This is a genomic window from Paraburkholderia sp. BR10141 (assembly GCF_056155635.1).
This window is the reverse complement of record NZ_JBMIQH010000053.1, coordinates 1-25,770: the sequence shown is the minus strand read 5'-3', so window position 1 is coordinate 25,770 and position 25,770 is coordinate 1. Positions and strand designations below refer to the sequence as shown.

The following is a 25,770-nucleotide window of genomic DNA, read 5'->3' as shown; positions in this document are numbered from 1 at the left end:
CCACGTTTTCGAGCTGCCGGCAACGCGTGCCGCTGTGATGTCGACGCAATCAATGCCCAGCGGCCCAGGCAACGATGAAATCGATGAATGCGCGCGTTTTCGCGGGCGTGTAGTGGCGCGACGGATAGTAGACGTATAGCGGGAAGCGTTCGTCGGGCCAGTCAGGAAACAGATTCAACAGCCTGCCATCGGCAATCAGGGGCTCGGCGCCGAGAAGCAGCATTTGCGCAATGCCGGAACCGGCCAGGCACGCATTGAGCAAGGCGCCCGGATCGTTCACCGTGAGCCGCCCTTGCGTCGCCAGCACGACGTGCTTGCGCTTGCGATGAAACTCCCACGGATAAGGCTTGCCTGTCTCAGGGTCGCGGAATTCGAGGCACCGGTGAGCGGGACCTTCGAGATCTTCGGGGCGCAGCGGCCTTCCCCAGCGCGAGAGATAGGCCGGCGCCGCGACCGTCACGACAGCGGTATCGAGCAGCTTGCGAGCAACCAGCGTGGAGGATCGTGGCTTGCCGAATCGCATCGCGACATCGAATCCCTCCGCAACCAGGTCGCCAAGACTATCTCTCGCGATCAGTTCGATCTCGAGTTCGGGATGGGCGTCCATGAACCGGTCGAGTTCCGCGCCGAGAATCGCCCGATAGCACACCGGGTCCAGATTCACCCGCAATTTACCCCGCACCGCCGACGCATTGCCCGATGCCGCGATGGCCGCTTCCTCGAGCCCCGCGAGATGCGGAACCACCTGCTCGTAGAAACGGCGCCCGCCTTCGGTGAGCGAAATCGATCGCGTCGTGCGATTGAAGAGCCGGATATCGAGCCGCTTCTCCAGCCTCGCAATCGCACGGCTCACGCCTGGCGGCGACATGCCGAGCACGTCTGCCGCGGCGGCAAAGGTCCCCGCGTCGACAACGGCGGCAAACACGCTGATCGCGCCGGAAATGTTCTCGAGTGTCGTTGTTCTCAATGTCGTCGTTCCAATGGCAGCCGGTACGGCGGCCCCTGGCAGCCTTTGGCGATGATGGATCGGCCATCCGATTCGTGCGCCCGAGTCACTGATGTAGTGCCCTTCGCGGCATTTAGCTTCGGCCGCCCTGCGTCCAGAATGCGTCTCACCGAAACGGAACCAGGCAGCATCTCGCTGCCATCGTATTCGGTTTTTTCGACTATCTCGTCGTCGCATGCGGAGGGTTTCAAGTGTACGCAATTACAGGCATTACCGGAAAAGTGGGCGGCGCACTCGCCCGTGCGCTGCTGGCTTCTGGGCAACCGGTGCGGGCGGTCGTGCGCGACGCTGCGCGCGCCGCGTCGTGGCAAGCTCGAGGATGCGAGCTGGTCACGGCAAGCATGGAAGACGCCGCCGCGCTGACCGCGGCATTCAGCGGCGCGCAGGGCGTGTTCATCCTGCTGCCTCCGCAGTTCGATCCCTCGCCGGGCTTCCCGGAGTCGCGCGCGGTCATCGACGCCGTTTGCACCGCGATCCACAACGCACGGCCCGCGAAAGTCGTGTGTCTGTCGACCATCGGTGCGCAGGCGCAAGAGAGCAATCTGCTCACGCAACTCTCGCTGATGGAGCAGGCGCTCGCCGCGCTGCCTGTGCCGGTGACTTTCCTGCGTCCCGGCTGGTTCATGGAGAACGCCGCGTGGGATGTCGCGAGCGCGCGCGACCATGGCGTGATCGAGAGCTACCTGCAACCGCTCGACCAGGCCGTGCCGATGGTCGCGACCGCAGACGTCGGCCGCCTCGCCGCCGAACTGCTGCAGCAGACGTGGAGCGGCACGCGCGTGGTCGAGCTGGAGGGCCCGCGCCGTGTGAGCGCGAACGACATCGCCTCCGCGTTCGCCCGCGTGCTTGGCCGGCCTGTGCGCGCGGTGGCAGTGAACCGGCAGGAATGGGAGTCGCGCTTCCTGTCGCAAGGCATGAAGCATCCCTTGCCGCGGATGCGCATGCTGGACGGATTCAACGAGGGCTGGATCTGTTTTTCCAGGCCCGCCGATGAAATCCTTCGCGGGCATGTCGAACTGGACACCGTGCTCGAAGCGCTGGCAAGCGGTGCGTGACGAAAGGCATTGGCGGGAATGACGCCAAAGTTGGCGGGTTCGGCCGTGGTCCGCCGAACCCGCCTCGTCTAGACTATCGTCGCAAACCGTCACCATCCCTTACCGGAGCGCGAATCATGTTCGATGTGCTGGCAACGATACCTGCGGGCAGCACGACCGCGCTGGACAACGTGCCAGGGCACGCGCTGACGGGCCGCCAGCGCCATCTCGCCGTTGGGAACGAGCGCGCAGTGCGGTATGCGCCCGCCGTCGCCCCCTTTGCGGCAATGACGGACACCACGCCTGAATCGTTCGACGCCTTGCGCGGACTGATCGAAGAGCACGCGCCCGTTGCCCTGACCACGCTGGATGCCGTGGAGCCACCCGACGGCTTCGCGCTGATCCGGCACGCCACGCTGCTGCAAATGGTCTGGCAAGGCGAAGCGCCTGCGCCCACCGCGCTGGAGCACGCGCGGCTAACGGGGCAAGACGTGCCGGAGATGCTCGCGCTGGCCGCCGCAACGCAGCCGGGCCCGTTTGGTCCGCGCACCATCGAATTCGGTGGCTACGTTGGCGTGCGCAGGGAGGGCAAGCTCGTCGCCATGGCCGGCGAACGCATGAAGATCGAAGGCCATACCGAAATCAGCGCCGTGTGCGTGGACCCGGCGTTCCGGGGACAAGGGCTCGCGGCGAGCCTCATGAAGCTGCTGATGGCGGCAATCAGTGCGCGCGGCGAGACACCCTTCCTGCACGTGCTCACGTCGAATCACGGCGCCATTTCCATTTATCGCACGCTGGGCTTTGTCGAGCGCCGCGAGATGCATCTCACGGTGCTCGGCCTCGCGCCATAGAAAGGCCGCACGGTCACAACAGGTCGGAACGCAGTTCCCGCACCCCTCTTCCCAAGCGCTGTCGCAACAGGCTGCGCAGCGTCGCGCCGTCGCCGTAACCGACTTCGGCGGCGATCCTTTCCAGGTCGAGCTTGCCGCTGCGCAGCAGCGACTGCGCGTGCTCGACCCGCAAATCCTGAAAGTACGCCAGCGGCGACTTGCCGAGTACTTCCTGGCAGCGGCGCTGCAATGAGCGCGAGCTCGTCGCCAGCGCCTTCGCGGCGTCCTGCAGCGAGAATCCCGACTTGAGATTTTTTCTCGCCCATTGCTCGAAGCGCTGAATGAGCGGATCGGCCTGCGCGAGATGATTCGGGATGATGTACGGCGCCTGCGACGAGCGAATGTCGGCCAGCAGATAGCGCGATACGAGCGATGCGAGTTCGGGGCTCGCCGAACGGATCAGCCAGAGCGCGAGATCGAGATGCCCCATGGCCGCGCCGGCCGTCACGCCGATATCCGAAGGCACGAGCATGCGCGATTCGTTCAACTGAACATGCGGATAGCGTTGCCGGAAGAACGGCGCGAGCGACCAGTTGGTCGTGGCTTCGCGGTGATCGAGCAGCCCCGCCTCTGCGAGGATGAACGTCCCCACGCAAGATGCGCCGATTCGCGCGCCCCCCGCTTGCCATTCGAGCAAACGCGCCATGCCCTCTTCGACGTCCCGGCGCTCGAACGACCGCATCAACTCCTGCGCAGACAGCGTCACCAATGCCGGTACGATCACCCAATCGGGCTTCGCATCCGGCGCGACCGTCTGCACCGGCACCGCGAGGCCGTGAGCCGAGCGCACCCGCTTTCTCACCCCCACGAGCGTGATGTCGAAACGCGGAACGCCGCCCATGGCCGCGGCCGAAAGCTTGTTTGCGGCCGAGAACGCGTCGAGCGTGACGGAGAGCCCGGTATCGAAGACGCCCTCGAGAGCCAGGACAGCAATGCGCATGGCGTAAATGCCTCTAAAGTTGTCGTTTGTGACAGTACAGCCGACGAGACCCCAACGATACACTCAATCGCGTTGCAAGTCGCAACAAACATGGATCAAGGAGGTTGTCATGAAGGTTCTCGCCATTGGATCGATCGTCAAGGAACTCACGCCCGCGCAGCGCGACGAGATCATGCCGCACGAAGTGCCGGCCACGCTCAAGCTCTACCTGGACGACAAAATCGAGCAGTACTGGTTTCGCCACGACAAGCCGGGCGTGGTGTTTCTCATGAGCTCGGGCTCGGTCGACGATGTGAAGGCTACGCTGGATACGCTACCGCTTGCCCAGGCCGGCATCCTCGCGTTCGATCTGCTGCCGGTGGGCCCGCTCGCGCCGCTCGGGCTGCTTCTTCAAGGAAAGTAAGCGCTACGCAGGAGGCGCCGTCCACGCATGCGCCATGGGTTGTCGGCGGCCTCCTGGCAGCCTTCTTCTCCTCGCCGGAGATTTCACCTACAACGTACTGATCCGCCGCCTGTTTTCGATGCGCTCCGGCGGCGGGCGCAGAACTTTGGGGAACCTGCAGAACCTGGCAAAGGGAAGAAGGATGAAAACTAACGGTAAAAGCCAAATCGCCCGCGCACTGGTCCTCGTGGCCATCTCGAGTTGCACGGGCTATGCGTACGCACAAACGGCCGCGAGCGCGCCTGGCGAGGCGTCTGCTCAGGAAGGCGCGCCCGCGCAGTCGGGCAGATCGGACAGCGCGCTGGTGCGAGATGTGCGCCGGGCCTTCACGCGCACCACGGGACTGAATTTCGCCAACATCCACGTCACGGCGCATGAGGGCGTCGTCTCGTTGACGGGGTCGGTACCGCACAAATCGCAGATAGCGCGAGCCGGCGACGCGGCCGGGTCGGTGCGCGGCGTCACCTCGGTGTCGAACCACTTGACCGTGCGGACCGCCCGCGGCAGCGGACCTTGATTGGGCGGACTCGGCAGCGGGCTCAGAACCGGCTTCGATCGGCCGCACAGCAGGATCGTCCTATTCCCGGCGCGCGCGTCCTGTCAAAGTGAGTCATCGAATTTCGATCAAGGAGCCCGCCGTGTCCGGCCAGACTGCGTCCTCTAGCCTCGTCTGCGAGACTTTCACCGAATCCGACATCGAGGGCGCCCACGCGCTTTCCCTGCAATTCCGTTGGCCCCATCGTAGCGACGACTGGCGTTTCGCCGCCGCCGCGGCCGGGCACGGCTACGTGGTTCGCGAAGGCACGACCGTGGTGGGAACAGCGCTGTGCTGGCCGTGGGGCGAGCATGGCGCGACGCTCGGGCTCGTGATCGTCTCGGCCGACCAGCAAGGCCGCGGCATCGGCCGGATGTTGATGGAGCGCCTGCTCGAAGCGCTGGGGACGCGCATGACCGTGCTGCACGCCACCGAGGCAGGTCAGCCGCTCTACGAAAAGCTCGGCTTCACGACGATTGGGCTGCTGCATCAGCACCAGAGCGACAGTTTCGCGGCGCCGATTGTCGAGCCGCCGCCGGGCGAGCGTTTGCGTCCACTCGAACCGGGCGATACGCCGCGCCTCATCGAACTCGCTTCCCGCGCGAGCGGGCTCGACCGCAGCGCACTCGTGCCGCCGCTGCTCGATGTGTCCCAGGGCGTCGCGCTGGTGCGCGGCGACACGGTGCTCGGCTTTGCGCTGTTGCGTCCGTTCGGCCGCGGCCATGCGATCGGCCCGGTGGCCGTCGCCGCCGACGATGGGTTGCACATGCAGCGCGCCAAAGCGCTGATCGCCAACCGCCTCGCCGCCAACGCGGGAGCCTTCACGCGCCTCGATACGCCCGACGAACACGGCCTCGGCCCCTGGCTCGAATCGATCGGCCTCGCGCGCGTCGACACGGTCGTGAAGATGTCGCGCAACGGCGCGCCGGCGCACGATCCTGGCGTGCTGCAATTCGCCATCGTCAATCAGGCGCTAGGCTGATTGCGCAAACCGACCTCATGACGCTCCTCTACAAAGCCGACCCCGAGCGCGGCAAGCAATGGGCACAGCTTTTCGCGCACAAGGCTCCCGAGATCCCTTTCCGCCTGTGGCCCGACACCGGCGACCCCGCCGCAGTGCGTTTTCTCGCGGCGTGGCAACCGCCCGAGGACCCCGCGCGTACGCTGCCCAATCTCGAAGTGATCTTCTCCGTGGGCGCGGGCATCGACCAGTTCGATCTTTCCGGCGTGCCGGAGCACATCGCCGTGGTGCGCATGATCGAGCCGGGCATTGTCGAGGGGATGGTCGAGTACGTGACGCAATCGGTCCTGACCATTCATCGCGATCTGTTCGACTACGCCCTGCAACAGCAGCAGCGCGTATGGCGCGCCCTGCCCGTACGCGCCGCCGCGTCGCGTCGCGTTGGCGTGCTGGGGCTCGGCATGCTGGGCAGCGCGGTGCTCGAACGCCTGCGCCTCTTCGGCTTTGCATGCGCGGGCTGGAGCCGCTCGCCGCGCGCCTTGCCTGGCGTGGAGTGCTACGCGGGCGCCGAGGCGCTCGACGCCTTCCTCGCGCGCACCGATATCCTCATCTGCCTGTTGCCGCTCACCGAAGCCACGCGCGGCCTGCTCGACGCCTCGCTCTTCGCGAAGCTGCCGCAGGGCGCCTCGTTCATCAACGTCGGACGCGGGCCGCAAGTGGACCAGCAAGCGCTGCTCGACGCGCTCGATCGCGCGCAACTGCGCAATGCGATTCTCGATGTCGCGGACCCCGAGCCGCTGCCGCCTGAGCATCCGTTCTGGACGCATCCGCGTGTGCGCCTCACGCCGCACATTGCCAGCGCCACGCGGCCCGAAACGGCCGTCGATGTGGTGCTCGAGAACATCCGCCGCCACCGCGACGGCTTGCCGATGCTCGGCCTCATCGACCGCACGCGCGGCTATTGAGTCTCGTGACGGCGCAGAGGGCGCAGAGGGCGCAGCACAATATGCTGCGCTCCCCGATCAAAACGCCACAAACACGCTATTTCGCGAATTAATTGGCGAAACGCGCACCGGTATCGGCCCGGTAGCATGGAACGGTGAATCAACGGCCAGCCAACGCCCAATCAACGGCCAGGCGCCGCACTCCTCTGACTTATCAGCCGGGAACCGAACCATGCCGAATCGCTCGCTCATCGAAGCCGACCGCAAACATCTGATCCATCCCGTCGTGAACTTCCGTGCGCACGAAGCGCGCGGCGTGACCGTGCTCGAATCCGCCCAGGGCGTGTTCCTGCGCGACGCCGCGGGCAACGAACTACTCGACGCGTTCTCCGGCCTCTGGTGCGTCAACACGGGTTACGGCCATCAAAGCATCGTCGAAGCCGCCGCGCGACAGATGGCGCGCCTGCCCTACGCGACGGGCTATTTTCACTTCGGCTCGGAGCCCGCCATCGAACTGGCCGCGCTGCTCGTCGAGCGCGCGCCTGCTTCGCTGCAACACGTGTACTTCACGCTGGGCGGCTCGGATGCAGTGGATTCGGCGCTGCGCTTCATCACGCACTACTACAACGCCACCGGCCGCCCCGCGAAGAAGCACGTCATCGCGCAGGAGCGCGGCTATCACGGCTCGTCGGCAGTCGGCGCGGGGCTGACGGCGTTGCCCGCGTTCCATCGCAACTTCGACTTGCCGCTCGCCACGCAGCATCATATTCCGTCGCCCTATGCATATCGCAGCGAGCATGCGGACGACGCAGCGCTCATCGCCGCTTCGGTCGACGCGCTCGAAGCGAAAGTCGCGGCACTCGGCGCCGAAAACGTCGCCGCGTTTTTCTGCGAGCCGATCCAGGGTTCGGGTGGCGTGATCGTGCCGCCTGCCGGCTGGCTGAAAGCCATGCGCGAAGCGTGCCGCAAGCTCGACATTCTGTTCGTCGCCGACGAGGTGATCACGGGCTTTGGCCGCACGGGTCCGCTCTTCGCCTGCCAGGCCGAAGACGTCGAGCCGGATCTGATGACGGTGGCCAAGGGCCTCACCGCGGGCTATGCGCCGATGGGCGCCGTGCTGATGTCGGATGCCCTTTATCAAGGCATTGCCGATGGCGACGCCGCCGCCGTGATCGGCCATGGCCACACCTATTCGGCGCACCCCGTGAGCGCGGCCATCGGCCTCGAAGTCATGCGCCTCTATCACGAAGGCGGCCTGCTCGCGAACGGCGTCGCGCGCGCGCCGCGCTTCGCTCAGGGGCTCGACGCATTGCTCGCCCACCCGCTCGTGGGCGACTCGCGTCACCGCGGTCTGCTCGGCGCGCTCGAACTCGTCGCCGACAAGGAGACCAAACAGCGCTTCGACGCCTCGCTCGGCCTGCCCGATCGCATCGCCGCCGCCGCGTATGGCAACGGCCTCGTATTCCGCGCGTTCGGCGACGGCATTCTCGGCTTCGCGCCCGCGCTTTCGTACGCCGAAAGCGAGCTCGACCTGCTGTTCGAGCGCCTCGAAAAAACACTCGACGACGTGCTCGCGCAGCCCGAAGTGCGCGCCGCATTGAGGACAAAGAATGGGGTCAGCGCCCGTGTCGCCGCGTGATACCATCACTCGACACTTCGACATGCAGGGCCGCCCCCATCACGATGAGCAACGACTGCAAGCTGGACCGAATCGATCTGCGCATCCTCTCGCAGCTGCAGAAGCGGGGGCGCATCACGAATGTCGAACTGGCCGACGCAGTCGGGCTGTCGCCAAGCCCCTGCCTGATCCGCGTAAAACGTCTGGAGAAGGCGGGGTTCATCGTCGGCTACGGCGCGCAGATCCAGCTGGAAAAGCTGGGCGACGTGCAGATGGTGTTCACCGAGGTCACGCTCGCCGACCATCGCCGCGAGGACTTCATCAAGTTCGAGAAGGCAATACGCGAGGTGGACGAGGTGGTCGAGTGCCATCTCGCGAGCGGCGGCTACGACTATCTGCTGAAGTTCGTCGCGCGCAGCGTGAGCCATTATCAGAGCATCGTCGAGGGGCTGCTGGAGCGCGATATCGGCATCGAGAAGTACTTCAGCTACGTCATCATCAAGACGGCGTTCGTCAAGCCGCACTACCCGCTCGAAACGCTGTTCTCGCAGAACCTGCATTCCTGAGCATGGGCAACGGACGTGAGGCACGCGCCTCGCGCTCCTGCGTCCCGCATCCATTTTCTCGCGCGCGCTTCGCTGAAACCTCGCGGCTTCGGCGCACTCGTCGTGCGCGCTCATTTCCCTGCATCGATCCATTTTCTTCCGCACGTGCGGAAAGGAACCGGCATATGACCACGCGTTATCCCTTGAGCGCGCTGATTCGCGGCGACAACTTCATCGACGGGCAATGGGTGCCCTCGGCCTCCGGCACGCGCTTCGCCGTGACCGATCCCGCGACCGGCAAAACGATCGCCGACGTCGCCGATAGCGATGCGAACGACGCACGCGCAGCGACCGACGCTGCCGCCCGCGCATTCCCCGCCTGGCGCGACACGCTTGCCGCCGAACGCGCCGCCGTGCTGCGCCGCTGGCATGCGCTGATCGTGGCGAACGCCGACGAACTCGGTCAACTGATCTCGCTCGAACAAGGCAAGCCCCTGCATGAGGGACGCGGCGAAGCGATGTATGGCGCGTCCTACGTCGCCTGGTTCGCCGATGAGGCCACGCGCATCTACGGCGATCTCATCCCGCAGCAGCAGCGCGGCAAGCGCATGAGCGCCGTGAAGGAGCCCGTTGGCGTGGTCGCGGCGATCACGCCCTGGAACTTCCCGCTCGCGATGATCGCGCGCAAGATCGCCCCCGCCCTCGCCGCGGGCTGCACGGTGGTCGGCAAGCCCGCCGAAGATACGCCGCTCACCGCGCTCGCACTCGTCATGCTCGCGCACGAGGCGGGTGTGCCGCCTGGCGTGCTGAACCTCATCTGCGCGTCGCGCAAACGGGGCGTGAGCGCCGTCGCCGACTGGCTCGCGGACGCCCGCGTGCGCAAGATCACCTTCACCGGCTCGACGCCCGTGGGCAAGCACCTCGCGAAGGAATCGGCGGCCACCTTGAAGAAGCTCTCGCTCGAACTGGGCGGCAACGCGCCGTTCATCGTCTTCGACGACGCGGACCTCGACGCTGCCGTCGAAGGGCTCATGGCCGCCAAGTTCCGCAACGGCGGCCAGACCTGCGTGTGCCCAAATCGCGTGTACGTGCAATCAGGCATATTCGAGCGCTTCGCCGACAAGCTCGCCACGCGCGTGGCCTCGTTGAAAGTCGCGCCCGCGACCGACCCCGCCGCGCAGATCGGCCCGATGATCAATGCGCGCGCGGTCGAGAAGATCGCCCGCCATGTGGACGACGCCGTGAGCCGCGGCGCACGCGTGCTCACGGGCGGCAAGCGTTTGAGCGAACTGGGCGCGAACTGGTACGCGCCCACCGTGCTCGCAGGCGCCACGCGCGACATGCAGCTAAGCTGCGAAGAAACCTTCGGTCCCGTCGTGCCGCTATTCCGCTTCGACGACGAAGCCGAGGCCATTCGCGCCGCCAACGACACGCCATACGGCCTCGCCGCCTACTTTTACAGCCAGGACGTGCGCCGCATCGATCGCGTCGCGCGGCAGCTCGAAGCGGGCATCGTCGGCATCAACGAAGGCGCGCTGGCTAGCGAAGCGGCGCCGTTCGGCGGCGTGAAGGAATCGGGCTATGGCCGGGAAGGCTCGAAGTACGGGCTCGACGATTTCCTCTCCATCAAATACCTCTGCCAGGGAGGGCTTGCATGAGCACCTATCCGATCGAAGTCGCGTTTCCCGACATCGCCGTGCACGAGCGCAGCGAGACGGGCATCCCCTATGTGCATACGTTCGACGCGGGCGCGCCCGGCCCGCACGTGATGATCAATGCGCTCACGCATGGCAACGAGGTGTGCGGCGCGATCGTCGTCGACGCGCTGCTGCACGCGCGGCTGCGGCTGCGGCCGCGACGCGGCAAGCTCACGCTCGCGTTCGCGAACGTGGCGGCCTACCGCCGCTTCGACCCCGCGCACCCCGACGCGGCGCGTTTCGTCGATCAGGACTTCAACCGCGTATGGACCGCGCAGGCGCTGGACGACCTCACGCGCGAATCGAACGAACTGCGCCGCGCCCGCGCGATGCGGCCCGTGATCGACGACGTCGATCTGCTGCTCGACCTCCATTCGATGCACGAGAAGTGCATGCCGCTCATCGTCGCGGGACCGCTCGCCAAGGGCGTCGAACTCTCTGCGCGGCTAGGCGCACCGGCCACCGTCATTTGCGACGAAGGCCACCCGGAAGGCCGCCGCATGCGCGATTACGAAGGTTTCGGCGACGCCGCGAGCGCGAAGAACGCGCTCTTGATCGAGTGCGGACAGCATTGGGAAGCAAGCGCCGTGAGCGTGGCGCGCGATGTCACCGCGCGCTTTCTGCTGCTCTCGGGTGTCGTGGAACAAGCGGATCTGCCCGCGGACTGGCTGCAACCGCTTCCGCCGGAAATGCGCGTGGTGCGCGTGACCGAGCCCGTGGTGGCGAAGAGCATGGACTTCCGCTTCGCTGGCGATTACACGGGCCTCGAAGTGTTTCCCGAGGCCGGCGCCGTGATCGGCTGGTCCGATGGCGCGCCGGTAGTCACGCCCTACGACGACTGCATCCTCGTGATGCCTTCGCTGCGCCAGTTGCGCCCGGGCGTGACCGTGGTGCGGCTCGGCAAGATCGAGCAGCGCATCGTTCGGAAGCGCTGAAGCGCCCCTACTCATTACACGCAAAGCACGAGGGGAGTCGACAAAATGATGCGCAAGGTCTACGTCATTCTGTGACGCGCGACACAGGACAGAAGGCGCTCAAGCCGCTTCGAGCGCCCTCGCCTGCTGCAGGAAGGCGCTGGGCGTCACGCCGCAAAAGCGCTTGAAATGGCGCGCCAGATGACTCTGGTCGAAGAAGCCGACCTGCGTCGCGACCACGGCGCCCGGCACGCCTGCCAGCAGCAATAGCTGCGCGCGGCGCACGCGCACCTCGCACAGGTACTTGTATGGCGAAAGGCCGACCTGCTCACGAAACACGGTCGCGAATCGCGAGACGCTTAGCGCCGATACCTCGGCCAGTTTGGCGAGGCTCACGGACTTGTCGAAATTCGCGTCGATATAGGCCAGTGCGTCGCGAAGCGGCGTGACTGGCGCAGCAACGGATGCATTCGCGTCATGCATGATCAAGCCTCGCTGGCAGTCGATGTGTGCGCGCTTGCAGCGGGCGCCGCGCGCCCGAAGCGCGCAATCGAAAACGGTTCGAGCGGTATGTCGGTTGCGCCGGCGTCGAGCAGTTCCGCGAGCGTTTCACCCACGCCCGGCCCGATCTGGAAGCCCGAGCCGCTGAAGCCGAACGCATAGAAAAGGCCGTCTGTCGTCGAACTCGGGCCGATCACCGGCTCCGAATCCGGCAGGTAGCTTTCCACGCCGCTCCACACGCGGATCACATGCAGCGGCGCAAGCGCGGGAACCAACCGGCGGAACTGCGCGATCTGCTGCACGGTGTTGCCGGGCAGCACGCCGGCGCGGCGCGTTCCCGCATCGGCGGGCCCCGGGGCGCCGCCGCCCAGCACGAGGTTGCCGCGCGGAATCTGCCGGAAGTACACGCTCTCCTCCTTGATCGACGTGTAGACCCCCATCGAATGCATGAAGCGGTAGGGCACGGGCTCGGTCACGGCCATTTGCGGGCCGCGCGCGACGAGCGGCACCGGCTCGCCGAATTGCGCGGAGAGCGCTCCCGCCCATGCACCGGCGCAAATCAGCAGTTGCTCCGCGCGCCACACGGCGCCCGTTGCGCTCTCCACGCGAAAGCCGCCCGCTTCCTTTTCCACGCGCACGATCTCGGTGTTCTCCACGAGATTGGCGCCGAGCCGCGCGGCGGCGCGCCCGAACGCCGGTGCGGCCAGACGCGGATTGGCGTGACCGTCGCGCGGCGAGATGGAGGCGGCCAGCACCTCGCGGCCGAGGAACGGGAAGCGCTTGAACATCGCGGCGCCTTCGAGCACTTCGAGATCGAGGTCGTACGCACGCGCCTGCCCGGCGTAGCGATGAAAGTATTCGGCGTCGTGTGTGTGGTAGCACACGCGCGTGTGGCCCGAAGGCAGAAACTCGACATCCTCGCCGAGCAGCGACTGCGCGCGATACCAGATATCGAGCGCGCGATTGGACATGGCGAGTTGAGAGAGCGCGCGTCCCTGGCGGCGCACGCCGCCGAAGTTCACGCCGCTCGCCTGCTGGCCCGTGAGCCCGCGTTCGATCAGGATCACTGAACGCTTGCGGCGGCTCAGGAAGAACGTCGTGGACGTCCCGATGATGCCGCCACCAATCACGATCACGTCGGCGCGATCCGTCATTCGCTGAACTCCTTTGTGCGGCATGCGCCGGGCTGCGTTTGCGCGGAGGCCGCCGCACCGCCCTGCGCTTCGTCGATACCATTCACCGCGGCGCTCAGCGTCATCGTCAACGGCTTGACCGGCGCCTGCCCGCGCAGCCGGCCCACGGCTTCCAGCGGTACACGCGCCTCGGCTGCGATGACTTCGGCCCCGGCGTGCGCGCAGAAGCGGCCCTGGCAGCGCCCCATCCCCACGCGTGAGAACGCCTTCGCGCGATTCGCTTCGGTCGCGCCCGTCTCGCGCACTACGCGGCGCAATTCGCCCGCCGTGACGGCTTCGCAGCGGCAGACGACGGTGTCATCAGGCAGCGTCGCCGCGAAATGCGCGGGCCACGGAAATGCCTGGCGCAATCCTTGTGCGAAGCGCGTGAAGCGTGCGAGTTCGACACGCAGTGTCGCCACTTCGGCAAGTGCTCCATTCGGTGAGACCGCGCCCGCGTCCTGCAACGCCGCCAGAGCGGCAAGACGGCCCGCACGCTCGGCCGCGTCGGCGCCGCGCACGCGTGCGCCGTCCCCGGCGAGATAGACGCCTGCCACGCTGCTGCGGCCGTCCTGATCGACTTCGGGCAGCCATTGCCGCGCGGCTCGATCGAAACGGAACGCGCAACCGGCGAGATCCGCAATTTGCGTTTCGGAGCGCAAGTGATAGCCCAGCGCCACGGCGTCGCATGCCACGCGCGCTTCGCCGCCGTTCGCGAGTTTCACGCGCACCGCCGTCACGCCGTGCTCGGGCGAGCCTTCGATCGCGAGCGGCGTCACGCCCCGATGCATCGGTACCCCCGCGCGGCGCAGCGTGCGCACGAGCGCCATGCCCTTGCGCAGCGTGGCGGGCACTTGCAGCAAATCGGGCAACGCGCGCAGGCGCTGGCCGAGCGTGGACGTATCGAGCACCGCGCTCACCGTCGCGCCCGCTTTCACGTACTGCGCGGCGACGAGGTAAAGCAGCGGGCCGGTGCCCATCATGACAGTGCGCGCGCCGATGGCGCAGCCCTGCGACTTCAGCGCGACCTGCGCGCCGCCCAGGCTGTATGCGCCCGCCAGATGCCAGCCCGGCACGGGCATGAGCCGGTCGGTGGCGCCGCTGCAGACGATCAGCGCGTCGAAGGCCAGCTCGTGGTAGCGTGCGCCGCTCGCGAGATGCACGGACTTCGGCCCGACGTTCCAGACGAGCGTGTCGGGCAGATAGTCGATCTGCGAGCGCAGCGCGTCGAAGCCGCGATGCAGCGACGCCGCGCGTTCGGCCTCGGTGCCGTAGAGCGTTTCGTAGCTGCGCTTGAAACCTTCGGGTTGACGCCGATAAATCTGCCCGCCGTCGCGCCGCCCTTCATCGACGACGACGGGTCGCAGACCCGCCGCGACCAGCGTCTGCGCCGCGCGCACGCCCGCCGGTCCCGCGCCGATCACGACGACCTTCAGTTCTGCGCGCGCGGCCATACGCCCTCCCCGGCAAGCACGTTGCGGGTGACGATCGACATGCCCGGCGCCGCGGGTGTCGTGCAGGCGCGCAACCGCTCGCCCTGCGCGGTCCACACCCAGCAGTCCTGGCACGCGCCCATCAGGCAGAAACCGGCGCGGCGTCCATCGTCGAACTCGCAGTCGCGCAGCGCGTCCTGCGTGGCGAGGAGCGCGACCATCAGCGTGTCGCCCTCGGCGGCCTGCGCCACGCGGCCGTCGATCTCGATCTCGAAGGTCGGGCGGCCCGCTTCCGCCACTCTCACGAAGCGCGCGCTCATGCGGCTGCCCTCCCGTTGGATTGCGTCGCCTGTGCGACTTGTGCAGCCTGTGCGGTCTGCAGCCGTTCCAGTTCCGCCGTCGTGTGATGGCAAAGGATCTGCGCGCCGCTCGGCAAGCGCTTCATCACGGGCGCCGACACATTGCACGCGCCATCGATACGCACCGGGCAGCGTGCGCGGAACGCGCACAGCTCGCGTACCTCGGCCGACGCCCCGAGCGGCGGCAGCGCGGCGCCCGCCAGGGCACGCCGGGCGTCGAGCCAGCCCGGCTGCAGGGCCGGCACCGAATCGACGAGCAACCCCGTGTACGGGTGATAAGGCGGCGCCTCCAGCACGTCGCGCTGGCCCGCCTCGACACACTGGCCGCCGTACAGCACGACGACGTCGTCGCAGATCGCGCGCACCGTCGAAATATCGTGGCTGATGAACATGTACGAGACGCCCAGTTCGCGCCGCAATTCGGCGAGCAGGTCGAGAATCGCGGCGCCAACGACGGTGTCGAGCGCGGACGTCACCTCGTCGCACAGAATGAGCGCCGGCTCGGCCGCAAGGGCGCGGGCCAGGTTCACGCGCTGCTTCTGGCCGCCCGAGAGGCCGCCCGGCTGACGCTTCGCAATCGAGGCGGGCAGTTTCACGAGATCCAGTAGTTCGAGCATGCGCTTTTGCGCCCGCGCGCCGCGCAGGCCGTGATAGAAGCACATGGGCCGCGCGAGGATGTCGGCGATCGTGCGGCTCGGGTTGAGCGCCGTGTCGGCGTTCTGGAACACGATCTGGATGCGCCGGTACTGATCGGGCGTGCGTGCCGAAAGCGTCGCGGGCAGCGGTACGCCGTCGAGCAGCACCTCGCCGCGCGCGCGCTCGACCAGCCCGGCCACCACGCGCGCGAGCGTCGTCTTGCCCGAGCCCGATTCGCCGATCACGCCCAGTGCGCTGCCGCGCTCAATCCGCAGGCTCACGTCCTCGAGCACACGCACTGCGGGCACACCGTTCGCATCGACCCGGCCATAGCCCGCGCTCAGACGGCGCACTTCGAGCAGCGGCACTTCGGCGGCAGGCGGCACGGCGGGCGGACCAGGGTCGGCGCGGCGGCGGGCGGCCAGCAGCGCGCGCGTGTAGTCGTCGGCGGGGGCGTCGAGCACCTGGAGCGTCGTGCCGTTTTCGCGCACCGCGCCATTGTTCAGGACGACGATGCGATCGGCCATCTGCGCCACGACCGCGAGATCGTGCGAGACGTACACGGCCGTCGTGCCCAGCTCCTTCACGACCTTGCGGAAGGCCGCGAGCACTTCGATCTGCGTGGTCACGTCGAGCGCCGTGGTGGGCTCGTCGAACACGACCACGGCGGGGTCGGTGATGAGCGCCATCGCCGCCATCAGCCGCTGCAGCTGGCCGCCGGACACCTGGTGCGGATAGCGCTCGCCGATCGTCTCGGGCGAAGGCAGCGCGAGCGCCCGGAACAGGCTCACCGCCTTCTCGCGCGCCGCCGCGGGCGACATCAGCTTGTGCAGCAGCGCGGGCTCGGTCACCTGATCCATGATCGTGCGTGCCGGGTTGAACCCCGCCGAGGCGCTCTGCGCGACATAAGCCACGGTACGCGCGCGCAGCGCGCGGCGGCCGCGTTCGTCGAGCGCGAGCACGTCGGTGCCGCCGATCCTCAGGCTGCCGCCCGCAATGGCGCAGCCGTCGCGCGCATGGCCGAGCAGCGAGAGCGCGATGGTGGTCTTGCCCGAACCGGACTCGCCGATCAGCGCGAGCACTTCGCCCTTCTTCACCGTGAAGTCGACACCCTTGACGATCTCGACGACCGGATCGGGCGCCGCGCCCGCGACCACACGCAGGCCCGTCACTTCGATCATGTTCATTTTCCGCCCCCATGCGCGCGGCCGCCGTGGCGGCGCAGGCTGTCGATCAGCAGGTTCACGCCCACCGTGAGCGTCGCGATGGCGACGGCCGGCATCAGCACGGCCGGCGCACCTTCCGCGAGGCCGCCGATGTTCTCGCGCACGAGCGAGCCCCAGTCCGCGTCCGGCGGCTGCACGCCGAGGCCGAGGAACGAGAGGCCGGAGAGCAGCAGCACGATGAACACGAAACGCAGGCCGAAATCGGCGAGCATCGGGTGGATCATGTTCGGCAGCACTTCCACGCGGGCGATATAGAAGAGCCCTTCGCCGCGCGCTCTGGCGACCTGCACATATTCGAGCGTCATCAGGTTCACGGCCAGCGAGCGCGAGATACGGAACGCGCCCGGAATATAGGCGAGCGCCGCGACGGTGATGAGCATCGGCGCCGACGAGCCGAACGCCGCGATCACGACGAGCGCGAGCACCTTGCTCGGAATGGAGATCAGTGCGTCGAACAGGCGGCTCAGCACCTCGTCGATCCAGCGCGGCGCGACAGCCGCAAGCAGTCCGAAGAATATGCCGATACCGCTTGCGAGCAGCGTGGCGGCGAGCGCGAGGCCCACGGTGTACTGCGTGCCGTAGAGCACGCGGCTCAGCATGTCGCGACCCAGGAAATCGGTGCCGAGCAGATGCGCCGCGCTATACGAGCCGAAGATTTCGGTGGAGGTGATCGCGCCGCCCTTGTACGGCGCGACGAGCGGCCCGATGAAGGCCACGCCGAGCCAGAACACGACGATCGCCAGGCCGATCAGGCCGAGCACCGAGAGGCGCCCGACCATGCGGCGCAGCGGCGAGCGCGGCGGCGTGGGCACGTCGCCCGGCACGTCCTTGACGACGTCGGCGGCGGCCCGCTCCTCGCTCTCGCTCGTCGCGTAGAGCACGGTCGCGGCATGGGAAGTGGCGGGTCGGTTCATCGTTGACGCAGCCTCGGGTTGGATACGATTTGACACAGGTCCGCGATCAGCACGAGCACCAGATACGCGGCGCAAAACACCATCACGCAGCCCTGCACGAGCGGGAGATCGCGGTTCGTCACGGCGTCGACCATCAGGCTCGCGAGGCCCGGATAGTTGAAGATCGACTCCACGATCACCACGCCGCCGAAGAGATACGAGAGGCTCAGCGCGACGGCATTGGCGATCGGCCCGATCGTGTTCGGCAGCACGTGGCGCAACACGACGCGAGCGGGCGACGCTCCTTTGAGGCGCGCCATTTCCACATAGGGCGCGCTCAACTGGTCGATCACGGCGGCGCGCGTCATGCGCGCCATCTGCGCGACGATCACGCAGCACAGCGTCATGACCGGCATCGCGTAGATGCGCAACAGCGTGCCGAACGAGTCCACCTCCGAGAGGTACGAGAGCGCGGGCAGCCAGCGCAGTTTCACCGCGAAGATCAGCACGGCGATGGTGGCGACCAGAAATTCGGGCACGGCCACGGCGGACAGCGTGAGCACGTTGAGCACGCGATCGAGCAGCGAGCCACGGAACACGGCGGAAAAGATGCCGATGGCGAGCGCGAGCGGCACCGAAACGAGCGTGGTGAGCCCCGCGAGCACGAGCGAATTCGGCAGGCGCGTGGCGATCAGCTCGCTCACCGGCTGGTTGTTCGACACCGAGGTGCCGAAGTTGCCGGTCACGGCCTGCAGCAGCCAGTGGACATAGCGCGTGAGCGCGGGCTGGTCGAGGCCGAACTGGTGCCGCAGCGCCGCCACCTGCTCGGGCGTGGCCGCCTGACCGAGGGCCTGCTGCGCGGCGTCGCCGGGCAAGAGGCCCGTGAGGCCGAACACGATTGCCGAGACGATCAGCAACGTGAGCAGTGCGAGACCGAGACGCGCGGCAATGAGACGTTGCGCGTGAGCTTTCATCGGATGTCGCCTCCCTGAACATCATGAAGCGGGGAATCGGTGGCCGGGGGCCCATCCAGGCGCACACCGGCCGCACACATCACACCTCGAACTACGCCTCGAGCCAGACGTTCTCGGCGAACTTGAAGCCCATCAGTCCGGCAATCGGAATCGAACCGAGGCCCTTGAGCTTCGTCGTGTGCGCGTCGAGCGAGCTCAGGAACAGCGGAATGCCGATGCCGCCGTCGCTGTGCACGAGCACTTGCATGTCGCCATAGATCTTCTTGCGCTTCTCTTCGTCCGGCTCGCCGCGCGCGGCCAGCAGCATCTGGTCGAACTTCGGGTCCTTCCAGTTCGCTTCATTCCACGGCGCATCCGACTTGAAAAACTGCGTGAAGATCACATCGGCGCTCGGGCGCGCGTTGATGTTGCCGAAGGTCAGCGGGTGCTTCATCCAGTGGTTCGACCAGTAGCCGTCGCCGGGCGTGCGCACCACCTGCAGGTTCAGGCCCGCCTGCGGCGCGACCTGCTGCAGCAGCATCGCCATTTCGACCGAGCCGTCCGCGGCCGGGGAGGCATAGATCTGCAGCGGCGTGCTGCCGAGCTTTGCCTTCTGGAAGTAGAACCTGGCCTTCTGCGGATCGAAGGCGCGCTCCGGCAGGCCGGCAAAGTAGTACTTGTTGGTCGGATCGATCGGCTGGTCGTTGCCGATCGCGCCATAGCCGAGGAACACGGCGTTGCGGATCTGCTCGCGGTCGAACAGGTGCATCATGCCGCGGCGGAAGTCGGCATTGCCCGTGACGCCGCCTTCGTCGCGCATGATGAGGTCGGTGTACTGGCCCGTCTTCGTCTCCTTCACCGCGAAGCCCGGAGTGCCCTTGACGCGCGAGGTCGAGCGCGGGCTCACCTGGTTGATGAGCTGCACGTCGCCCGAGAGCAGCGCGTTCACGCGCGCCGACTCGTCGCCGATGCCGACCAGTTCGATCTCGTCCAGATGCGGCAGGCCCGGCTTCCAGTAGCGCTCGTTGCGCACGACCACCGTGCGCACGCCCGGCGAGAACTCCTTGAGCTTGAACGGGCCGGTGCCCACGGCCGTCTTGAAGTCGTTCGTGCCGTCCTTGATGATCATGAAATGCGAGTCGGCGAGGATCACGGGCAGGTCGGCGTTCGCGCCCGAGAGCGTGATCGTCACTTCGTTCGGGCCCGTGGCCTTCACGTCCTGGAACTGATCCGCGAGCGTCTTCACCTTCGAGCCCACCGCGGCGTCCTTGTGGCGCATGAGCGAGTACACCACGTCGGCGGGCGCGAGCGTCTTGCCGTCATGGAACTGCACGCCGCTGCGCAGCTTCACGACCCACACCGTCGCGTCCTTCGTTTCGAGCGACTGCGCGAGCGCCATTTGCGCGCCGAGGTGCGAGTCGTACTCGGTCAGGCCGTTGTACAGCATATTTGCGCGCACATAGTCGGTGGACACCGACTCCTTCGCGGGATCGAGCGTGTCCGACGCGGAAGACGACTGCGTCGCCACGCGGATCTTGCCGCCCTGCTTCGGCTTCTCCTGTGCGAAGGCGGCGCCGCTCGCGGCGAGCAGGCCCGCGCCCGTCATCGACATCATGCCCCCCGCGACCATCGCGCGAAGGAGGTCGCGGCGCGAGGCGCCGCGCTTCGTCAGTTCATCGAGCCGCACGCCCGGGTGAGCCATGTCTTCAAGCGATTTGTCGGTGCTCATGAAACTTCTCCGCGTCTGATGTGGGGGGGCCGCAGCTCGACGTATCGAGGCTGTGTGTCGTGGAAAACAGCGTCAGTAAAAAACGTCTTTGATCTGGTAGTACGCGCCGACGAGCGGCAAAAACCACGGCTTGCCCGTGTGGCCCGGAATGGCGGGCCACGCGAAATCGCGCCACGGATTCGCACACGGGTTGCCGCTCATCACCTCGGCCATCACCTGGCCCATGTGCGTCGACATCTGCGTGCCGTGACCGCTGTAGCCCATCGAGAACCACACGCCTTCGTGCTGACCCGCGCGCGGCAGGCGGTCCGCGGTGATATCGACGAGCCCGCCCCAGCAGTAATCGATCCGCACGCTCGCGAGCGCCGGAAAGAGCCGCGCGAGCGTGCGCTGGAGGATGCGCCCGCTCCTGGCATCGGACGGCCGCTCCGACCCCGTGAAACGCGCCCGGCCGCCGAACAGCAGGCGCGAATCCGGCGTCACGCGGAAATAGTTGTGCATGAGGCGGCTCGTCGTGTACGAGCGGCGGTTGGGCAATAGCCGCATGAGTTGCGCGGGCGGCAGCGGTTCCGTCACGACGATGAACGAGCCGACCGGCGCAAGACGCCGCCGGTACCACGCGAACGGCCCATGCCGCGAAGGACCCGTGGCGATCAATACCTGTTGCGCGTGCAACGTTCCGCGCGCCGACTCCACGCGATAGCCGCCGCCCTCTTTCGCGATGGACGTCACGGCGGCGTGCTCGTAGAGCCGTGCGCCGCGCCGTACCGCGGCGTTCGCGAGCCCTATCGCGAAGCGGCCCATGTGCATCTGGCCGCCGTGCTTCTGGAGCAGTCCGCCATGGAAGCTGTCCGATTCCACCTCACTGCGAATCTGTTCGCGGCCGATGATCTCGACGTCCGGATCGACTTCGCGGCGAATCAGCTCGGCCGTTCGTTCGAGGTGTTCGAGGTGATGCGGTTTCGCCGCGAGCTTGAGCTTGCCCGAAGCGAGATAGTCGCAGTCGATGCCCTCTTCGCGAATGAGCCGCTCGACCGTGTCGACGGCCGCTGCGTAAGCGCGGTAGCAACCCTGCGCGCGCTCGACGCCCAGTTGCCCGCGCAGCGCCGCATAGTCCTGCGCCACGCCGGTATTGCACTGGCCGCCGTTGCGCCCCGACGCGCCGCCACCCATGCGCCCCGCGTCCAGCACCGCGACGCTCGCGCCACGGCGCCCGAACGCGAGCGCCGCGGAAAGCCCCGTGAAGCCGCCGCCCACCACGGCGACGTCCACGCGGCCTTCCACCGGTCCCTCGCTTGCGAGCAGACCGCCAGGGGCGGTGTCGAGCCAGTAGGAGTCGAGCTTCATCGGGCGGCCTCGGCTAGCGCGTTTCTCAAAGACCCAGTTGCGAAGCGAGTTCGCCGATCGTCTCGACTTCGTAGTACTCGTAGTACGGCGTGCCCGGCTCGTGGCCGCGCTTGACGAACGCCTTGTGCTCGATGCCCATGTCGTGCGCCGTCATGAGGTCGTAGCGCAGGCTCGACGAAACGTGCAGCACGTCGCCGGGGTTGCAGTTCAGCTGATCGAACATGTACTCGAAGCCCTGCATGCGCGGCTTGTACGACTGCGCCTGCTGCGCCGTGAATACGCGGTGGAACGGCGCGCCGAGTTTGTCGACATTGCTCTGGATCTGGTCGTCCGAAGCGTTCGAGAGAATCACGAGCTTGTACTTCTTCGCGAGGCGCGAGAGGCCTTCCGGCACGTCCGGGTGCGGGCCCCAGGTCGGCACGGCGGTGTAGAACTTTTCCGCTTCGGCCTCGATGAACTCGACGTTCATGCGCTTGCAGGCGCGGCGCACCGAATTGACGACCACGTCGCGGTACGGCTTCCATGCGCCGAGCACCTCGTCGCGGCGATAGCCCGCGAAGAACGCGACGAACTTCTCGAGGTCGGCGCCCTTGAGGCGGTCGCCATACATCTCGCGCGCCGTGTCGGCCATGCGGAACTTCGTCAGCGTGCCGTAGCAGTCGAACGTGATGTACTTCGGCTCGAAATCGATCATGATGGCAATCCTTTCGTGTGATGAACCCGCTTGGGGCTCAGTGGCGAAAACAGGTGGAAGTGCGTCCCTGTGGAAAATTTAAACAGCGCAAAATTTGGCGTTGGCGTCGAATCGTGGGGCCTGCACGGTATAAACGACGCGTTTGCAGGGGCCGCCGCAGCAGATTCTGCGGTGGCGCCATCGCGCGGGCCATAGCCGAATGACCGTGCGTTTTCGTGCGTGATTCGTCAGCTTTGCAGTCAGCATGGCGTCAGGTTCTCGTATCGATCAGCACGCTCTTGAAACGCAGGTGCGCTTCGTAACCCTGGCGCCCGAGATCCTTGCCCATGCCCGAGCGTTTGTATCCGCCCGTCGGGATCATGAAATCGTTGCTGCGGCCGTAGCGGTTGACCCACACGGTGCCCGCCTCCAGCGCGCGCACGAGGCGCAGCGCGCGGCCGATGTCCGCGGTGTGCACGCCAGCCGCCAGGCCGTATTCGGGATGCGAGGCGAGCGCGAGCGCCTCTTCCTCGGTGTCGAAGGTCTGCACCGTGAGAACCGGGCCGAAGATCTCGGCGCGCACCGCCTCGGTTTGCGCCGTCACGCCGGTGAGGATGGTGGGCAGGTAGAACGCGCCGGGCACGGGCGCGTCCGCGCGGCGGCCACCGCAGTAGAGCGTGGCGCCTTCGGCCACGCTGCGCTCGACGATGCCTTCGATGCGCGCGGCCTGGGTTTCCGAAATGATGGGCGGCAGCGTCGTGCCCGAAGCCCACGTCGCGCCAGCGCGCAACTCAGCGATAGCCTGCTCGATGCGCGACACGAGTTCGTCCGCAACGGCGCGCTCGACCAGCAGGCGCGAACCGGCCACGCACACCTGCCCCGCGTTGACGGCAATCGCGCCGGCGATGCGGCGCGCGACCTCGTCGAGCTTCGGCGCATCCGCGAAGACGATTTGCGGGCTCTTGCCGCCCAATTCCAGCGTGACCGGCTTCGTGCCGCTTTGCGCGCACGCCGCCATGATCGCCGAGCCCGCGCGCGTCGATCCCGTGAACGTGACTTTCGCGATGTCCGGGTGGCGCACGAGTGCGTCGCCGGTCGTCGCGCCGTCGCCTTGCACCACGTTGAAGATGCCAGGGGGAATGCCTGCCTCGATCGCGAGTTCGGCCAGACGCAGCACCGAGAACGGCGTCATCTCCGAAGGCTTGAGCACCACGGCATTGCCCGCCGCGAGCGCCGGACCGATCTTCCACGACGCCATCACGAGCGGGAAATTCCACGGCGCGATCGCGCCGACCACGCCATAAGGCTCGGCGATCGTCATGCCCAGATGGTCGTGATCGGTGGCCACGACCTCGCCGCCGAGCTTGTCGGCGAACTCGGCATAGAAACGGATGCCTTCCGCCGTGAACGGCACGTCCCACGCGCACACGTCGCGCACGGGGCGCGTCGAGCCGAGCGCCTCGAGCGGCGCGAGCGTGGCGGTGTCGGCGGCGATCAGGTCGGCGAAGCGGCGCAGGATGCGGGCGCGCTCGCGCGGCGCCATGCGTGGCCAGCCGCTCGTGCGAAACGCGCGCTTCGCGTTGTCGACGGCGTGGTCCACCCGTTGCGCGTCGCCAAGCGGCGCCGAGGCATAGACGACGCCGTCCGATGGCCGCGCGACCCCGATGCGCGCCGCGCCTTCGACGACCCACTCTCCGCCGATGAAGTGGCCGGCTTTTTCGGCCACTGAGGCAGCGACTGCGGCGGGATCGAACTGGTCCATGACTGGGTTCCCTCGACTTGGTCTCGATGGGAAATATCGTAGGTCCACTGCCACCGCATATTTCGCCGACAAAAAAGCCCAATCAGCAGAATCGACGCGTTATTGACCGTCCAACCCCGCGTTTTGCATTGCATCACGGGCGCTGACGGGGCGCGCGCCCAAACAGGAAGATCGTCCTAGTCAGTCACGGCGGGCGATGCGATAGTCACGGGACGCGTATACAGAATCCGGAGGCCGGCGTGTCCGACCCAAACCTGAACAGCGTCATTACCTACCGCGCATTTACCGCCGACGATCTGGCCGCCGCGCATGCGTTGTCGACGGCGGTGCGCTGGCGGCACCGCCCCGAAGACTGGCGTTTCGCTGCCCGCATCGGCGAAGGCATCGTGGCCGTGGACGAAAGCGGTTCGCTCGTCGGCACGGCTTTCTCGTGGTTGTTCGGTCCCAACGCGGCGACGCTCGGCATGCTGATCGTCAAGCCCAGTCATCAGCGCCGCGGCATTGGCCGGGCCATGATCGAGCACTGGATGCAGGCGCTCGCCTCGCGCACGCTGCTGCTCCACGCGAGCGACACGGGCTGGCCGCTCGTCGAGCGGCTCGGCTTTACGCGCATCGGCCGCATTCACCAGCACCAGGGCGCGGCGTTTCAGCCGCCGCTCGTCTCGCTGCCCGCGGGCGAGCGGCTGCGCCCGATCGGCGCCAGCGACCGGCCCCGGCTCATCGAACTGGCGACGCGCGCAAGCGGCCTCGACCGCTCGGACATGCTGCCGAAACTGCTCGATCAGGCGAGCGGCATCGCGCTCGACCGCGACGGCGACCTGATTGGCTTCGCCCTCTTTCGCCGCTTTGGCGACGGGCACGTGATCGGCCCCGTGATCGCCCCCGATTCGCCGGATGCCTGCCGCGCCAAGGCGCTGATCAGCCATTGGCTCGCCTCCAACGCGGGCATGTTCGTACGCATCGACACGCCCGTCGATCTGGGACTCTCCGACTGGCTCGAAGGCGTGGGGCTGCCGCTCGTCGACCACATCGAGAAGACGGAGCGCGGCGCGCCCTTGCGCGTCGATACCCAGTTCAAGCAGTTTGCAATCACGAGCCAGGCGGTGTGGTGAGCGCGGTCGAATGGACGGCATCCGGCGTGCTACCACCCGGGCAGCGAACGGATTACCATTAGAGGATTCTCGCCTCGAGGGTGACGCTATGGCTACCTATGGTATCGACGGTGTCCGCATCAGTTCCTCAACGGACCGCGTAACACACGTGCGCTGGGCGCTGATCGACCCCCAGACACACGACTGGCTCTCGACACCCACCATCTCCGAAGTGGCGGCCGTCACCAACGACATCCGCTCGGGCGCCGTGGTGTATTCGGTATTTACGCTCGGCGGCATGAGATTTCTCGGCCCGAAGATCAAGCCGGTGCCGCATCCCAACGGAATCGATGGAATCGATCTGGAAGTGCCGGACGGTAACGTCGAAAAATCCATCGACGATCTACCGCGCGTCTAGTGTCCTGAGTTAAAAATTCATTGAATGATCCCGACCGCGTACTAAAGTGTT

The 25,770-nt window shown here is 67.0% G+C and carries 25 protein-coding genes; 12 read left to right on the top strand and 13 right to left on the bottom strand.

The window, feature by feature from the left end:
* Window positions 1-49: 49 nt before the first annotated feature.
* Entirely contained in the window at window positions 50-967 is a 918-nt protein-coding gene (locus ACOJB8_RS38225) for a LysR family transcriptional regulator (protein WP_475017304.1), read from the bottom strand.
* Between the two features lie 230 nt (window positions 968-1,197).
* Between ACOJB8_RS38225 and ACOJB8_RS38220 the strand changes: the two genes are divergently transcribed.
* Window positions 1,198-2,061: an NmrA family NAD(P)-binding protein gene (locus ACOJB8_RS38220; protein ID WP_475017302.1), complete on the top strand. Its 864-nt coding sequence runs from the start codon at window positions 1,198-1,200 to the stop codon at window positions 2,059-2,061.
* Window positions 2,062-2,177: 116 nt separating this feature from the next.
* Window positions 2,178-2,891, top strand: coding sequence for a GNAT family N-acetyltransferase (locus ACOJB8_RS38215; RefSeq protein WP_069266554.1), 714 nt, complete (start codon window positions 2,178-2,180; stop codon window positions 2,889-2,891).
* A 13-nt stretch (window positions 2,892-2,904) separates the two neighbouring features.
* On the opposite strand, the gene ACOJB8_RS38210 is transcribed toward ACOJB8_RS38215, so the two are convergent.
* A complete protein-coding gene (locus ACOJB8_RS38210) occupies window positions 2,905-3,870 on the bottom strand; it encodes a GlxA family transcriptional regulator (RefSeq protein ID WP_342948860.1) in 966 nt (321 codons plus the stop codon).
* A gap of 109 nt (window positions 3,871-3,979) precedes the next feature.
* On the opposite strand from ACOJB8_RS38210, the gene ACOJB8_RS38205 reads away from it, so the two are divergent.
* The 8 genes from ACOJB8_RS38205 (at window position 3,980) to ACOJB8_RS38170 (ending at window position 11,547) form a co-directional block, all read left to right on the top strand.
* A complete protein-coding gene (locus ACOJB8_RS38205; RefSeq protein ID WP_069266556.1) occupies window positions 3,980-4,273 on the top strand; it encodes a hypothetical protein in 294 nt (97 codons plus the stop codon).
* Window positions 4,274-4,454: 181 nt separating this feature from the next.
* Window positions 4,455-4,829 (top strand): BON domain-containing protein, encoded by a 375-nt coding sequence (locus tag ACOJB8_RS38200; protein ID WP_069266708.1) that lies wholly within the window; start codon window positions 4,455-4,457, stop codon window positions 4,827-4,829.
* Window positions 4,830-4,950: 121 nt separating this feature from the next.
* Window positions 4,951-5,829 carry a GNAT family N-acetyltransferase gene (locus ACOJB8_RS38195; RefSeq protein ID WP_475017300.1) on the top strand — a complete coding sequence of 293 codons (879 nt, stop codon included), beginning with the start codon at window positions 4,951-4,953 and terminating at the stop codon, window positions 5,827-5,829.
* A gap of 17 nt (window positions 5,830-5,846) precedes the next feature.
* The gene (locus tag ACOJB8_RS38190) at window positions 5,847-6,773 is read left to right on the top strand and encodes a 2-hydroxyacid dehydrogenase (RefSeq protein WP_475017299.1); all 927 of its coding nucleotides are present in this window, start codon (window positions 5,847-5,849) and stop codon (window positions 6,771-6,773) included.
* 211 nt (window positions 6,774-6,984) lie between these two features.
* Window positions 6,985-8,391: an aspartate aminotransferase family protein gene (locus ACOJB8_RS38185; RefSeq protein WP_342948856.1), complete on the top strand. Its 1,407-nt coding sequence runs from the start codon at window positions 6,985-6,987 to the stop codon at window positions 8,389-8,391.
* 44 nt (window positions 8,392-8,435) lie between these two features.
* A complete protein-coding gene (locus tag ACOJB8_RS38180; protein WP_069266559.1) occupies window positions 8,436-8,936 on the top strand; it encodes an Lrp/AsnC family transcriptional regulator in 501 nt (166 codons plus the stop codon).
* A gap of 164 nt (window positions 8,937-9,100) precedes the next feature.
* Entirely contained in the window at window positions 9,101-10,573 is a 1,473-nt protein-coding gene (locus ACOJB8_RS38175) for an NAD-dependent succinate-semialdehyde dehydrogenase (protein ID WP_475017297.1), read from the top strand.
* Window positions 10,570-11,547, top strand: coding sequence for a M14 family metallopeptidase (locus tag ACOJB8_RS38170; RefSeq protein ID WP_475017296.1), 978 nt, complete (start codon window positions 10,570-10,572; stop codon window positions 11,545-11,547). The genes ACOJB8_RS38175 and ACOJB8_RS38170 overlap by 4 nt, the downstream gene beginning before the upstream one ends.
* Window positions 11,548-11,646: 99 nt before the next feature.
* On the opposite strand, the gene ACOJB8_RS38165 is transcribed toward ACOJB8_RS38170, so the two are convergent.
* The 11 genes from ACOJB8_RS38165 to ACOJB8_RS38115 all read right to left on the bottom strand — a co-directional run bounded on the left by ACOJB8_RS38165 (window position 11,647) and on the right by ACOJB8_RS38115 (window position 24,210).
* Entirely contained in the window at window positions 11,647-12,009 is a 363-nt protein-coding gene (locus ACOJB8_RS38165) for a helix-turn-helix domain-containing protein (protein WP_475017294.1), read from the bottom strand.
* A gap of 2 nt (window positions 12,010-12,011) precedes the next feature.
* The gene (locus ACOJB8_RS38160; RefSeq protein WP_475017293.1) at window positions 12,012-13,181 is read right to left on the bottom strand and encodes an NAD(P)/FAD-dependent oxidoreductase; all 1,170 of its coding nucleotides are present in this window, start codon (window positions 13,179-13,181) and stop codon (window positions 12,012-12,014) included.
* On the bottom strand, window positions 13,178-14,653 hold the full coding sequence (locus tag ACOJB8_RS38155) for an FAD/NAD(P)-dependent oxidoreductase (RefSeq protein ID WP_475017292.1): 1,476 nt from the start codon (window positions 14,651-14,653) through the stop codon (window positions 13,178-13,180). Before ACOJB8_RS38155 ends, ACOJB8_RS38160 begins: the two co-directional genes overlap by 4 nt.
* The gene (locus ACOJB8_RS38150; RefSeq protein WP_069266564.1) at window positions 14,632-14,952 is read right to left on the bottom strand and encodes a (2Fe-2S)-binding protein; all 321 of its coding nucleotides are present in this window, start codon (window positions 14,950-14,952) and stop codon (window positions 14,632-14,634) included. The genes ACOJB8_RS38155 and ACOJB8_RS38150 overlap by 22 nt, the downstream gene beginning before the upstream one ends.
* A complete protein-coding gene (locus tag ACOJB8_RS38145) occupies window positions 14,949-16,814 on the bottom strand; it encodes an ABC transporter ATP-binding protein (RefSeq protein WP_475017289.1) in 1,866 nt (621 codons plus the stop codon). The genes ACOJB8_RS38150 and ACOJB8_RS38145 overlap by 4 nt, the downstream gene beginning before the upstream one ends.
* A complete protein-coding gene (locus ACOJB8_RS38140) occupies window positions 16,811-17,632 on the bottom strand; it encodes an ABC transporter permease (RefSeq protein ID WP_475017310.1) in 822 nt (273 codons plus the stop codon). The genes ACOJB8_RS38145 and ACOJB8_RS38140 overlap by 4 nt, the downstream gene beginning before the upstream one ends.
* Window positions 17,633-17,763: 131 nt before the next feature.
* Window positions 17,764-18,720: an ABC transporter permease gene (locus tag ACOJB8_RS38135; protein WP_069266567.1), complete on the bottom strand. Its 957-nt coding sequence runs from the start codon at window positions 18,718-18,720 to the stop codon at window positions 17,764-17,766.
* A 91-nt stretch (window positions 18,721-18,811) separates the two neighbouring features.
* Window positions 18,812-20,428 (bottom strand): ABC transporter substrate-binding protein, encoded by a 1,617-nt coding sequence (locus ACOJB8_RS38130; RefSeq protein ID WP_069266568.1) that lies wholly within the window; start codon window positions 20,426-20,428, stop codon window positions 18,812-18,814.
* Between the two features lie 72 nt (window positions 20,429-20,500).
* On the bottom strand, window positions 20,501-21,775 hold the full coding sequence (locus tag ACOJB8_RS38125) for an NAD(P)/FAD-dependent oxidoreductase (RefSeq protein ID WP_475017286.1): 1,275 nt from the start codon (window positions 21,773-21,775) through the stop codon (window positions 20,501-20,503).
* 25 nt (window positions 21,776-21,800) lie between these two features.
* Window positions 21,801-22,469 carry a haloacid dehalogenase type II gene (locus ACOJB8_RS38120; RefSeq protein WP_069266570.1) on the bottom strand — a complete coding sequence of 223 codons (669 nt, stop codon included), beginning with the start codon at window positions 22,467-22,469 and terminating at the stop codon, window positions 21,801-21,803.
* 250 nt (window positions 22,470-22,719) lie between these two features.
* Window positions 22,720-24,210: an aldehyde dehydrogenase family protein gene (locus tag ACOJB8_RS38115; RefSeq protein ID WP_069266571.1), complete on the bottom strand. Its 1,491-nt coding sequence runs from the start codon at window positions 24,208-24,210 to the stop codon at window positions 22,720-22,722.
* A gap of 239 nt (window positions 24,211-24,449) precedes the next feature.
* Between ACOJB8_RS38115 and ACOJB8_RS38110 the strand changes: the two genes are divergently transcribed.
* Together ACOJB8_RS38110 and ACOJB8_RS38105 are read left to right on the top strand one after the other, a co-directional pair.
* Window positions 24,450-25,322, top strand: a complete 873-nt coding sequence (locus ACOJB8_RS38110) for a GNAT family N-acetyltransferase (protein WP_069266572.1) — start codon at window positions 24,450-24,452, stop codon at window positions 25,320-25,322.
* Between the two features lie 88 nt (window positions 25,323-25,410).
* Window positions 25,411-25,719, top strand: coding sequence for a hypothetical protein (locus ACOJB8_RS38105; RefSeq protein WP_069266573.1), 309 nt, complete (start codon window positions 25,411-25,413; stop codon window positions 25,717-25,719).
* Window positions 25,720-25,770 lie beyond the last annotated feature (51 nt).

Excerpts from the sequence above, each read along its gene's own strand:
- ACOJB8_RS38190 (WP_475017299.1), top strand. The coding sequence starts at position 5,847 with ATGACGCTCCTCTACAAAGCCGACCCCGAGCGCGGCAAGCAATGGGCA.
- ACOJB8_RS38210 (WP_342948860.1), bottom strand. The coding sequence starts at position 3,870 with ATGCGCATTGCTGTCCTGGCTCTCGAGGGCGTCTTCGATACCGGGCTC.
- ACOJB8_RS38135 (WP_069266567.1), bottom strand. The coding sequence starts at position 18,720 with ATGAAAGCTCACGCGCAACGTCTCATTGCCGCGCGTCTCGGTCTCGCA.
- ACOJB8_RS38215 (WP_069266554.1), top strand. The coding sequence starts at position 2,178 with ATGTTCGATGTGCTGGCAACGATACCTGCGGGCAGCACGACCGCGCTG.
- ACOJB8_RS38115 (WP_069266571.1), bottom strand. The coding sequence starts at position 24,210 with ATGGACCAGTTCGATCCCGCCGCAGTCGCTGCCTCAGTGGCCGAAAAA.
- ACOJB8_RS38125 (WP_475017286.1), bottom strand. The coding sequence starts at position 21,775 with ATGAAGCTCGACTCCTACTGGCTCGACACCGCCCCTGGCGGTCTGCTC.
- ACOJB8_RS38160 (WP_475017293.1), bottom strand. The coding sequence starts at position 13,181 with ATGACGGATCGCGCCGACGTGATCGTGATTGGTGGCGGCATCATCGGG.
- ACOJB8_RS38175 (WP_475017297.1), top strand. The coding sequence starts at position 9,101 with ATGACCACGCGTTATCCCTTGAGCGCGCTGATTCGCGGCGACAACTTC.
- ACOJB8_RS38185 (WP_342948856.1), top strand. The coding sequence starts at position 6,985 with ATGCCGAATCGCTCGCTCATCGAAGCCGACCGCAAACATCTGATCCAT.
- ACOJB8_RS38180 (WP_069266559.1), top strand. The coding sequence starts at position 8,436 with ATGAGCAACGACTGCAAGCTGGACCGAATCGATCTGCGCATCCTCTCG.
- ACOJB8_RS38150 (WP_069266564.1), bottom strand. The coding sequence starts at position 14,952 with ATGAGCGCGCGCTTCGTGAGAGTGGCGGAAGCGGGCCGCCCGACCTTC.
- ACOJB8_RS38155 (WP_475017292.1), bottom strand. The coding sequence starts at position 14,653 with ATGGCCGCGCGCGCAGAACTGAAGGTCGTCGTGATCGGCGCGGGACCG.
- ACOJB8_RS38170 (WP_475017296.1), top strand. The coding sequence starts at position 10,570 with ATGAGCACCTATCCGATCGAAGTCGCGTTTCCCGACATCGCCGTGCAC.
- ACOJB8_RS38145 (WP_475017289.1), bottom strand. The coding sequence starts at position 16,814 with ATGAACATGATCGAAGTGACGGGCCTGCGTGTGGTCGCGGGCGCGGCG.
- ACOJB8_RS38200 (WP_069266708.1), top strand. The coding sequence starts at position 4,455 with ATGAAAACTAACGGTAAAAGCCAAATCGCCCGCGCACTGGTCCTCGTG.
- ACOJB8_RS38205 (WP_069266556.1), top strand. The coding sequence starts at position 3,980 with ATGAAGGTTCTCGCCATTGGATCGATCGTCAAGGAACTCACGCCCGCG.
- ACOJB8_RS38130 (WP_069266568.1), bottom strand. The coding sequence starts at position 20,428 with ATGAGCACCGACAAATCGCTTGAAGACATGGCTCACCCGGGCGTGCGG.
- ACOJB8_RS38105 (WP_069266573.1), top strand. The coding sequence starts at position 25,411 with ATGGCTACCTATGGTATCGACGGTGTCCGCATCAGTTCCTCAACGGAC.
- ACOJB8_RS38165 (WP_475017294.1), bottom strand. The coding sequence starts at position 12,009 with ATGCATGACGCGAATGCATCCGTTGCTGCGCCAGTCACGCCGCTTCGC.
- ACOJB8_RS38120 (WP_069266570.1), bottom strand. The coding sequence starts at position 22,469 with ATGATCGATTTCGAGCCGAAGTACATCACGTTCGACTGCTACGGCACG.
- ACOJB8_RS38140 (WP_475017310.1), bottom strand. The coding sequence starts at position 17,632 with ATGGTCGGGCGCCTCTCGGTGCTCGGCCTGATCGGCCTGGCGATCGTC.